The 10758-nt window shown below is 53.4% G+C and carries 9 protein-coding genes; 4 read left to right on the plus strand and 5 right to left on the minus strand.

Annotated features, from left to right (window positions below; genetic code table 11):
• Positions 1–560: solute carrier family 23 protein (locus tag RCH87_RS08660; protein WP_306516307.1), on the plus strand; the 560-nt coding region annotated here is incomplete at its 5' end.
• 14 nt (positions 561–574) lie between these two features.
• Here RCH87_RS08660 and RCH87_RS08665 read toward each other — a convergent pair.
• Together RCH87_RS08665 and lexA are read right to left on the minus strand one after the other, a co-directional pair.
• Complete coding sequence (locus RCH87_RS08665) at positions 575–1354, minus strand: DeoR/GlpR family DNA-binding transcription regulator (protein WP_306516308.1); 780 nt, start codon at positions 1352–1354, stop codon at positions 575–577.
• A 113-nt stretch (positions 1355–1467) separates the two neighbouring features.
• Positions 1468–2178: a transcriptional repressor LexA gene (gene lexA, locus RCH87_RS08670; protein ID WP_306516309.1), complete on the minus strand. Its 711-nt coding sequence runs from the start codon at positions 2176–2178 to the stop codon at positions 1468–1470.
• A 493-nt stretch (positions 2179–2671) separates the two neighbouring features.
• On the opposite strand from lexA, the gene RCH87_RS08675 reads away from it, so the two are divergent.
• Together RCH87_RS08675 and nrdR are read left to right on the plus strand one after the other, a co-directional pair.
• Complete coding sequence (locus RCH87_RS08675) at positions 2672–2866, plus strand: hypothetical protein (protein WP_306516310.1); 195 nt, start codon at positions 2672–2674, stop codon at positions 2864–2866.
• A 121-nt stretch (positions 2867–2987) separates the two neighbouring features.
• Positions 2988–3443, plus strand: a complete 456-nt coding sequence (gene nrdR / locus RCH87_RS08680; protein WP_306516311.1) for a transcriptional regulator NrdR — start codon at positions 2988–2990, stop codon at positions 3441–3443.
• Between the two features lie 28 nt (positions 3444–3471).
• Here the strand turns inward: nrdR and hrpA are convergent, their stop codons facing one another.
• Positions 3472–7530 (minus strand): ATP-dependent RNA helicase HrpA, encoded by a 4059-nt coding sequence (gene hrpA / locus RCH87_RS08685; protein WP_373690962.1) that lies wholly within the window; start codon positions 7528–7530, stop codon positions 3472–3474.
• Positions 7531–7747: 217 nt separating this feature from the next.
• Here hrpA and RCH87_RS08690 point away from each other — a divergent pair, with 217 nt between their 5' ends.
• Positions 7748–8725: a hypothetical protein gene (locus RCH87_RS08690; protein WP_306516313.1), complete on the plus strand. Its 978-nt coding sequence runs from the start codon at positions 7748–7750 to the stop codon at positions 8723–8725.
• 41 nt (positions 8726–8766) lie between these two features.
• On the opposite strand, the gene RCH87_RS08695 is transcribed toward RCH87_RS08690, so the two are convergent.
• Positions 8767–9726, minus strand: coding sequence for a hydrogen peroxide-inducible genes activator (locus RCH87_RS08695; protein ID WP_306516314.1), 960 nt, complete (start codon positions 9724–9726; stop codon positions 8767–8769).
• Between the two features lie 149 nt (positions 9727–9875).
• Positions 9876–10758: DUF3516 domain-containing protein (locus RCH87_RS08700; RefSeq protein ID WP_306516315.1), on the minus strand; the 883-nt coding region annotated here is incomplete at its 5' end.

Here is a 10758-nt window from a genome sequence, read left to right on the forward strand (position 1 = left end):
CTCTACCGGTGCTGGTGGTATTGATCGCTGAAAATGTTGGACACGTCAAGGCGGTTTCCGCGATGACTGGTCGCAACGTGGATCATTTGGCTGGTGATGCTTTGCTTGCCGACGGTTTGGCTACCACCTTGGCTGGCGGTGCAGGTGGCTCGGGTACGACGACCTACGCGGAAAATATTGGAGTGATGGCAGCAACGAAAGTCTATTCTACTGCTGCTTACTGGGTTGCGGCGTTGTGCGCGGTGGCTTTAGCCTTCATCCCGAAATTCGGCGCCCTGATTTTTAGCATCCCCGTCGGGGTACTGGGTGGGGCTACGTTGTTGCTCTACGGCTTAATCGGAATGTTGGGGGTGCGCATTTGGATGGACAATGACGTCAATTTCAATAATCCTGTGAACCTGACCGCGGCCGCGATCGCGTTGGTAGCTGGTATCGGAAACCTGACGCTGCCCATCGGGGCAGTGGAGCTGGAAGGTATCGCCTGGGGCTCAGTAGGCATCATGGTGGTTTACCCGATTTTGCGGTGGTTGTATTCCCGCGTTGGTGAAGGCAAGCGTTAGGGGAATACCCCGCGTTAGCGTTCTACGACGACGACTTCTACCCCGCGCTGTTCGAGCGCGGCCACCAAGGCACTCGGGGCTGCGGAGTCGGTGATGAGGACGTCGATGTCTGTTACCGTCGCGAAGCTCACGAGATAATCGCGCCCCAGCTTGCTGGAATCGCACAAAACCACGGACTTGCTGGAATTCGTCATGAACGCAGTTTTGATTGCGGCTTCTTGAGTATCAGCCGTGGAAAGCCCATGTTCGACGGTGAGCGCATCAGTGCCGATGAAAGCGACGTCGGCGCGCTTGAGAGCTAAGGACCTCAGAGCCGCTGGCCCAACGATGGATTGCGTCATCCCGCGTACTGTTCCGCCGAGTAACTGTATGTTGTCCAATCCATAAGCAGCCAGGTTTAATGCACCCGGCAGGCTATTGATCACGATTTCGAGATTGGACGCGCGCTCAGTTTGTCCGAGAAAATCAGCCAGGTAATTGTTGGTGGTACCAGCTCCGATGAAAATCGTACCGGAAGCGGGCACAAATTGTAATGCTGCGGTAGCAATCGCGATTTTGGCGTCGGCGGCCGAACGATTGCGATCGGCCAGGGGCACTTCCGAGGTTTGATAATTATGCGCAGCCCGCGCACCGCCACGGACACGCTGCACAGCCCCAATTTCATCGAGAGCCGCGAGGTCTCGGCGAATAGTCTCCGAGGTCACTGAAAATCGTTCGGCGAGGGTGCCGACTTTGACCCAACCATCGACTGCAGCCAAAGAAGCGATATGGCGTCGTCGTTCTTCCGCGTACATGCTGCGTGCAGAGTCCTTTCTGCCTTAGTGCTTAGTGCGGCCTCTTAGCGTGGTGTTCTCGTACTGGCACTGGTATGCCGCACTGTGGTGTTTCTCAGCGGGACACTATGTACTTAAAGCTTGCGGATGACCGAAACTACCTTGCCCATGATCTCAGCTTCGTCGCCAGGAATAGGGCTGAAAGCGTCATTGTGTGGCAGTAACCAGACTCCAGAAGAATCCCGGTGGAACTCTTTGACCGTGGCTTCTTCACCTTCGAGTAGAGCTGCGACGAATTCACCGACTTCCGCAACTTTTTGTGAACGGACAACTACCCAATCACCGTCCAAAATTCCAGCGTCTTTCATTGACTCGCCGACAACCTGCAGCATGAAAAGATCGCCTCCGCCGACGATTTCTTCTGGCATGGGGTAGTAGGAATCAATATTCTCTTCTGCTGTGATGGGTGAGCCTGCAGCAATTCTGCCCAAAACGGGAACGTAGCAATACCCCGATGCATCAGCCGGTGCTGCCGTTGCATCAGTGGGCTGTTTGGTGCTGGATACACGCTTGCCGGGTTTTTTGGCTTCCGGCATGTTGCGCACGATCATCGCGCGCGGTTTATTGGGATCGCGCTGTAGAAATCCTTTTTCTTCCAATTGCTTCAGCTGATAAGCCACCGATGAGGTGGATTGCAGCCCTGCGGTATCACCGATCTCGCGGATGCTTGGCGGATAACCGCGGAGCATTACTGCATCCCTGATAACTTCAAGGATTCGACGCTGGCGGTGGCTGAGTTGTTCGAACGTCGGCTTGGGTGCGGAGGTAGTGCGTGGGCGCGGCATACATAGCTCCTATATCTGTAGTCAATGGTTGTACGCAGAGAACTTAGGGACCGAGGAACTTGAGGACCTAAAGATTTAGGAACCTACGAGCTGAGAAATCCCTTTATGGCCTAGTTCACATGCTTGGTATAGAACTTACGTGAGAATATGTTTCCGTGTGGCAACTCTGAGTCTAATGGAAAGTTTAATCGAACACAATTACTAGTTTTCGAATGTGGGTGTGACGGCCGGGGCTTAACCTTTCTTTCAGTTGGAACAAATAACAACGATGCGGAAGGGAGCGTGAGCATTAGTCATGATGCACATTCGCCAGCACTTATTAGCAGCACAGCCGCGGACGTTAACCGCAAACACAGTCACGGTTCCGGCAGCAGCGCAATGGGAGGTGCCGCGGGTTGATCGTGGTCCTGGCTCTCGGGGGTGTATGAGGACCTCCTCGAATTCTCGTGCAGGCGCCGAATCGGGGAGAAGTACCCATACGGCTTGCCCAGAAATGATCTATACGTTGCAACCGCTGCCGGGCGCAGATGTGCCGGGTAGCGTCACTTCTGGAACCACCGAGAACTTACAGACTCGCACTCGCATCGAACCGACAGGGGAAACTTCTTCATCAGTCGCAGCATCCTATTTTCTCGGGGCGATATTGGGTCTAATCATGGCGATTGGTGTTGTACTTGGTATCGCATAAAAACTCTGTTAAACGGGCGAATACCTGTTTATACGGATTGGCGGTAGCATCACAAGGCAAAGAGGTTTTCTTGGTATCGGCATTGCTGAATTGTCGGTAATAAACGAGCATAGGTGAGGTCGTGTACTGCCCATTTTGTCACCATGAACAATCCAGAGTCGTCGACTCCCGCTTAGTCGATGCTGGGGTCGCCATTCGACGCCGCCGAGAATGTACTGAGTGCAAGGGGCGTTTCACCACCGTCGAAAAATCAGTGCTCCTGGTCGTTAAACGCAACGGACTCACCGAGCCATTTTCGCGTGATAAGCTCATCAGGGGCGTGCACCGTGCCTGTCAGGGCAGGCCGGTTACGGAAGATTCGCTGAAACGGCTAGCGCAGCAAGTTGAAGAAACCGTCCGCGGGCACGGTAGTTCACAAGTAGACGCAAACGCCATCGGGCTGGCGATTTTGGAGCCGCTTCGGGAACTCGATGAAGTTGCCTATCTGCGCTTTGCCTCGGTCTACAAGTCCTTTGATAGCGCGCAAGATTTCGAATCAGAAATCCGGCTGATGCGCCGCCGCGAACGAGGAAACTAGTTCGCCATCAACGAGCACAGGCAGCGCATCAAGGTTTCTTGCCGAGCGCATCTATAGCTTTATTCACTCGGCGGGCAGATACCGGGTGCGCGGTACCTAGTCGTTGGGCAAACAAGCTCACCCGTAATTCTTCGATCATCCATTTGATTTTTGCTACTGCTGGTGACTTCTCTGTCCCGGTAGGCAACCGGCGCAACCGATTGCGCAAATACGCCCGACATTCATCAATAACATCTTGGCGTTCGCCATCCTTGTCCGGATTTGTTGCCATATCCGCTAAGCGGATCTCCATTGCCTGCAGATACCGAGGTAGATGCCGCAACTGTTGTAGCCCATGTGTACTAATGGCATTTTTCGGCAATAAGAAACTGAGTTGCTCGCGCATATCATCAATCGCTGGGCCTTCCCAATCCTGCAACTCGTCGGCAAGCTTGGAATAACGCACTAACCCCGGAGCGATAGCGACGACGCTCTGGCGTACTTCACGTGGCAATGACTGTGCAATCGTCGATTTTAGCTCAGCAAATTTCTCAGGTTTGCGTACCGGGCCGCCGAGGGAGAGCATCAAATCGCGTAAGGCTGCAATACGGGCATCATTAACCAAACCGGCAGCACCACCATGAGGGTAATGGTCGACTGCGACCCGTTGCTGTAAAGGCAAGCCATTGACCATCTTCTGCGTATTGACGTCTAATTCGCGCAGTAACAAGGTTAACGTGGCAGTTATCATCGCAGAATTCGCAGCATCACGCGTCGGATAGTACTGCACCGACAAGCCCTGTTCGCTAATCGTTAGCGCCGGATAAGCCGTTACCGTGTGCTGGTCAACTTCATGCTGAATCTCTTCAGGAATGGTGCCGAGATTATCGGCGGTCCAGTCAGCCACGTAGTGTCTTTGGGCAGGCTGATTAGGCTTCGGTGCAGCACCTGGCTTCTGCACACTGCGTTGCACCTTTTTCGTGATCGAAGCACTAATTTTTCCTGCCTGCCGTTTCTGTAACGCAGAAAGGCTTTTATCGCTGTCGATGATCTGTCCGCGCTTATCAATCGCGGCGAACGTCATTTTTAAATGTGGCGGTAGTTTAGCGATCGCAAAATCACTGGAATTGATGCCACGCGCACCCAATTTTTGGAAGGCAGCGGCCACTTGGTCTAACAGGTCAGACTCATACGGCAAGAGGTGTTCCATGGCCCGTACCGCAAAATCCGGCGCGGGAACCAGGCTGCGACGCAAAGCCTTTGGGAGACCGCGAATAAGTTCGGTGACTAGTTCTTCGCGCAATCCTGGCACGAGCCATTCGAAAGGTTCGGGATCTACGCTGGCGAGCATGGGGACTGGAATATTCACGGTCACACCATCACGTTGATGTCCGGGCTCGAATAGGTAGTCTAATTCGAGGTCTAGTCCTGCATGGCGCCAATAGTCAGGAAACGCTTGTTCTGTAACTGATTCAGCAGCATCACCGATCAGTTCTTCCGGATCAAAATCTAATAGACTTGGCTGTTTCTTATATGTTTTCTTCCACCAGCCATCAAAAGACTTGGAATGAGTGACTGTATCCGGAATGCGGCGATCATAAAACTCGTATAAAGCCTCTTCATCAGCAATAATGCCACGACGGCGAGCCTTTTCCTCGTATTCTCCCGCAGCAGAAAGCTTATCCAGGTTGTCGTGGAAGAACTTGTGTGAAGTTTTCCATTCACCCGCAACCAGCGCATGCTGGATAAACATTGAGCGCGCTGCTTGAGGGTCGACCCGGTGATAAGAAATCGTCCGGTCAGCAACAATCGGCACACCATATAAAGTGGATCGTTGCGTGACGACGGCAGCACCCCGTTTATAGGACCAACGGGGATCGGAATATTGGTGTTTCAGCAATGATTGAGCGGCAGACTCTACCCAGGTCGGCTCAATCGCTGCCACCCCACGGGCAAACAGCTTCGAGGTTTCTACCAGTTCTGAAGCCATCACCAGTTCAGGAGGTTTTTTAGCTACTCCAGAACCCGGAAAAATGAGAAACTTCGTGCCGCGTGCACCTTGATATTCCGAAGATTCACTGATGCGCGCACCGATATTCGACAACAAACCAGTCAGCAGGGCCCGGTGAACCGCAGTAGAGTCTCCGGTGAATTCACCCTCAACGAATCCGCTCTCAGCAGTGGAGTTTTCGTGCTTGATAGGAAGGTCCCACTTCATCTCGCAGGCGATGTCTTTGAGCTGGCGCACCAAATCAAACCACTCACGGATGCGCATGAAATGTAGATACTCATCCTTCATTCGCTTCCGGAACTGATTTCCAGACAATTCCGCACGCTGGGAAGTGATATATCCCCACAAGGAGAGCAACCCCAGAAAGTCGCTAGTGCGTGAGCGGAAACGTGCATGCGCCTGGTCTGCTTGCTGTTGTTTTTCCAGCGGTCGTTCCCGCACATCTTGCAACGTCATCGCAGCAACCAAAATGATGACAGGTTCTAGGCATCCCAGTTGCTGTGCCTCAACCAACATACGGGCCAGACGAGGATCCACCGGAATCCTCGCCAGCTGCCGGCCGATCTCGGTCAAACGCGGTGGCGCGTCGTCATTGGGTGGCGATGCGATGGCATCGAGTTCGTCGAGCAGTACCAACCCATCGCGCACTGCTTTCGGTTCCGGCGGTTGCACAAAAGGAAAATCTGCAACGGTACCAAGCTTGAGGGAAGACATTTGCAAAATTACGCTTGCTAGGTTGGTGCGTAAAATCTCTGGGTCTGTAAATTCCGGACGTGCGGCGAAATCGTCTTCGGAATACAACCGAATCGCAACTCCATCTGCGATACGCCCACAGCGACCCGCGCGTTGGTTCGCGCTCGCTTGAGAAATCGGCTCAATCGGCAGACGCTGAACCTTTGTGCGCGTGGAATAACGGGAGATACGCGCGGTGCCGGTATCAATAACATAGTGGATCCCCGGTACAGTCAACGAGGTTTCTGCGATATTGGTAGCCAACACGATGCGTCGTTTACTGTGCGGGGAAAACACGCGGTGCTGTTCCTGGTTTGATAACCGCCCAAACAAGGGCACGATCTCCACACCCCGCCAGCGTTTTTTCTCCAGTGCATCCTGAGCATCGCGAATATCACGCTCGCCAGGGAAAAAGCACAATATATCGCCGCTGCCTTCAGTCAGCAACTCTTCGGCCGCGCTCGCCAGGCCATCCAATGGATCGATGGCTACCGTTTTGCCATCGACTTCAATTTCCAGTGGGCGGTAACGGACTTCCACCGGATAGGTACGACCAGAAACTTCAATAATCGGTGCAGGCTCATTCGTACGCGGATCGCGGAAATGCTCGGCAAAACGCTCTGGATCAATAGTCGCTGAGGTAATAATCAGTTTGAGCTCTGGACGCTTAGGCAGCAGGCGCTTGAGATAACCCAGCAAAAAATCGATATTCAGGCTGCGCTCGTGCGCCTCATCGATGATGATCGTGTCATAGGCGTACAAGTTGGGATCACGCTGCAGCTCCGCCAGTAAAATACCATCCGTCATCAATTTGACAGCGGTGTGCTTGCCGACGCGATCATCAAAGCGAATCGCATAACCGACGGAATCACCAATTGATTGGCCAAGCTCATCACTGATGCGTTCTGCGACTGTACGAGCCGCCAAACGACGCGGTTGGGTATGGCCAATTAACCCGGAACGCCCTCGACCTAACTGCAAACAAATCTTCGGAATTTGTGTAGTTTTGCCCGAACCAGTCTCACCAGCAATCACCACCACCTGGTTGTTCGTAATCGCCGTAGAAATCTCCTCGACGCTGTGGCTCACCGGAAGTTCATCGGGGAATGTGATAGGTGGCAAAGCCTGCTCGATCGCGGGGATACGGGTGGCAGCTTGTTCCAAGTCTTGTGAAATCGCATGCAATGCCCGCTTTGCTTTAGCTTTGGATAAGCGTCGGCGAAAGCGCTGTTGGTCGGCCAAACGGAGATCGTCGAGCTGTTTATACAACTCCTTTTTCGTGGGCACTTTTGACTCCCGCGAATGAGCATCTGGGGATGGTGCAGTGTGTGATGATGGTGCAGAACGAGTTGATGATTGATCCATAGCAGGTGCGGAAGCTTTGTGATGATGTTGTGAACTATTCATGGCGTTTGCCCTAGTCTAGTCACCACTAATCTGGTAATCCTAACTCTTGATAGGCTGTAAACCGAGAATGATTTTCGTCAACGTGCAGTGGGCTGTACACAACAGACTACGGACAGCACACAACGGATACGGCGAAAGAGCGCAAATAGAGGACAGAGAAAGGTAGGTGTCTGTCATGACCAATCCTCCACATGACGGAACAAACCCTCCACACGATGGCGATAACGAAGATAAACCCTATTATCCGCCAAGCAATCACCCCGAAGACCGGACAGATTTCGGTTACGCCGGTGCGGAACAAGCAGCATACGGAGCCTATGCCGGAAGCGCCGATGCCGGCGCACACGCAGCAGGAGCCAGCGCCACCGGTGCGTCTGCTGCCCAGGCTGGCCCAGCCGGCAAAATTGATGTGCTGCAGGCAGTTTCATGGGGCTTTTCGACAACCTTTAAAAACGCCAAACTGTGGTTGCTGATCGGGCTTATCATCTTCCTTGCAATCATTGGCGCCGCTGCTGCCAATTTCGCGATCCTTGCTAGCACTGGAGTCTTTGATAATCCGGAAGAACCCGCCGCGGGCGCTAATGCCACCGGTGACGCAGCGAGCACGGTGTTCACCTTGATCATCATGCTGGCAACCTTAGTACTAGCCCCGTATCTATATCGCCTTGCACTTTTCCAGGTCGAGGACCCAAACACGGGGTGGGGGCACCTGTGGAAAGACACGCCTGTCCTTCGTGCGATCGGGGTTATGCTGTGCACCGCAATCGTCAGCACAATCCTGTACCTCGTCACGCTGTTCCCGGTGAGTCGAGGCTTTGGCGATGCTGTCACCGGCGAAACTTCGATTGGTGCCTCTGAATTAGTACTCATGCTCGTAGGCGCAGTAGCGATGCTCGTGTGGTCCATCGTCAGTGCGTTTATGCAATGGGCAGCCGCCAGCGGTCAATTCGGATTCAGCGCAAGCTTCCGCGCTGGCTGGAAGATCGGGTGGAATAACTTTGGCAGACTTCTGCTTTTCATCATCGTTGCCAATATCGCAATGACCATCTTCGTGGTCATCACCTTGTCGTTAGGCATCATCGTGATTATGCCGGCTTATTGCCTGATGATGGCGCACATGTTCCGACAAGCAGCAGGGCATGAATCTCACTAAGCATTCCAGGCAGCCGACGGCTCCAGCTTCCTGAGCAACAATCAGTTGCGTGCCCGGAAATCAGTTGCGCGCTCGAGCGCGGCTTCGTGGGCGCGTTGTAAGACCGCACCCAAGGCTTCATAGTCATCACCGCGAGAACTTGAGGCCCGGTAAACCAACCCGATTGTGCGATCAGCTTGCACATCGGCAGAAAAATAGGATACGGATAGCCCAGGCTTACGACATTCAGCATCAAGTGCGGATTCCGGCACCAGCGTCGCACCGAATCGAGCGACGACCAGCTGCATGATCGTACTTAACGAAGCTGCACGGGTGACCCACGAATTTTGTGAAGGCGGTTGCCGGTCGACCCGGCGGCACAGCTCTAATACCTGATCGCGTAAGCAATGCCCGTCGTCAAGCAAGAGTAATTCGACATCATGTAGCGCATCCAAGCTAAGGTCATGACGGTCTGCCAATTCGTGTTGATCGTTGACGACCACCGCCATTCTTTCGGTGTACAAAGGTTTTTCTACCAGCGACGATACGTTGGTCGGTAGAGCGATCATTGCGACATCGATCTGCCCATCTCGCAGTTGCTGCAGCAGGTGATTCGTCTGCTCTTCAACGATGCGCAGCGTCAGATTAGGATATTCGGCTGCGGTGGTGCGCAATACATCTGGCAGAATATATGGCGCGACGGTGGGGATAATTCCAAGAGTTAATACGCCATCCAAGGTGCCGGTAGAGCCTCGAGATTCGGTAACAAAAAGCTCTGCTGCCTGCAAAGTAGCTAGAGCGTAGGGGAGCAGTTGCTCACCAGCGGCTGTAACGATTACTTTACGAGTTGATCGTTCGATGAGCTGCACACCTAAGCCTTGCTCGAGAGTCACCAACGCTTGCGACAACGAAGGCTGGGAAATCCCCAATTTCGTGGCCGCTGTACCAAAGTGTCGGTTTTCTGCGACGGTAGCGAATGTACGCAGCTGTGACAGCGTCGGGCTAAACTCCTTATTAGGCATAACTATCAGTTTATCTAAAAATTAAGTTTGCAGCTATCAATTTGCTTAAAAGGTGCAGTGGCATGGCAGCGGTTGTAATCGATGCTCGCTTGTTGCTGGATCCAAGTCGACCTGCTGTAGCTGCTCACTCTACTACTCGCGCCGCTAGGCTAGCGTTCGATGTGCAGATCTCGCAGGCGCACCTCTCCAGCCTCGTCGCTGGCATCAAGATCGACGGTCGCGACGAACTGGAAATCATTATTTCCCTCGGGGTCTTTGATGATCTGGCGTACCGGCCACAGTCGCGAACGTGTCGAAGCTTCAAGGCGGAAAAACTCTGGACCGCGGGCTTCTGGGCCAGTATCCAGATCAGCGTAGGCGTCGAAATAGTCGTCTAATGCATCACTGAAGTCAGGATAGTCATCCAAATAATCAAGGAGTTCTTCCAGACGCTCTTCACGTTCCAAGGCGAATAATTGCACCAGACGGAACATATAATTGCGCACCATGATCTTTAATGCACGAGGGTTTGCACTCAGAGCAGTAGGATCATCAACTCCGAAAGCGAGTTCGCGGTCAACCCGATCCTGTGATACGGGTGCGTCGTCATCGCTCATAGTTGCCCACTCGTCGACAAGCGAGGAGTCCACCTGCTGGATTAATTCGCCAAGCCAGACGATCACGTCGGCAAGCTCGTCGGTTTTGGCTTCGGCAGGTACAGAATGGCTCAGAGTACGCCACGCATCGGTGAGGTAGCGCAGCACCACGCCTTCGGATCGTGCAAGCCCGTAAGTAGCGATGAGGTCGGAAAACGTCATGGAGTTTTCCAACATATCGCGCACGACGGACTTCGGAGAGATATCAAATTCCCGCGCCCACGGATGCCCTTGGCAATAGGTTTCAAAAGCCGCATCGAGTTCTTCCCGGCGAGGCATTGGCCAAGTGATTTCTTCGACGATTTTCATGCGCTCGGTGTAATCGACGCCTTCAGCTATCAGAGCAGTGATTTCCTCGCCTCGCGCTGCCGAATGCTGAGCTTGAAGCAGCTGGCGA

It is taken from the genome of Corynebacterium sp., from assembly GCF_030826625.1.
GTDB lineage: Bacteria > Actinomycetota > Actinomycetes > Mycobacteriales > Mycobacteriaceae > Corynebacterium.

Coding starts and splice junctions, on each gene's coding strand:
- RCH87_RS08675 (WP_306516310.1), top strand. CDS start 2,672: ATGATCTATACGTTGCAACCGCTGCCGGGCGCAGATGTGCCGGGTAGC.
- lexA (WP_306516309.1), bottom strand. CDS start 2,178: ATGCCGCGCCCACGCACTACCTCCGCACCCAAGCCGACGTTCGAACAA.
- RCH87_RS08690 (WP_306516313.1), top strand. CDS start 7,748: ATGACCAATCCTCCACATGACGGAACAAACCCTCCACACGATGGCGAT.
- hrpA (WP_373690962.1), bottom strand. CDS start 7,530: ATGGATCAATCATCAACTCGTTCTGCACCATCATCACACACTGCACCA.
- RCH87_RS08695 (WP_306516314.1), bottom strand. CDS start 9,726: ATGCCTAATAAGGAGTTTAGCCCGACGCTGTCACAGCTGCGTACATTC.
- RCH87_RS08665 (WP_306516308.1), bottom strand. CDS start 1,354: ATGTACGCGGAAGAACGACGACGCCATATCGCTTCTTTGGCTGCAGTC.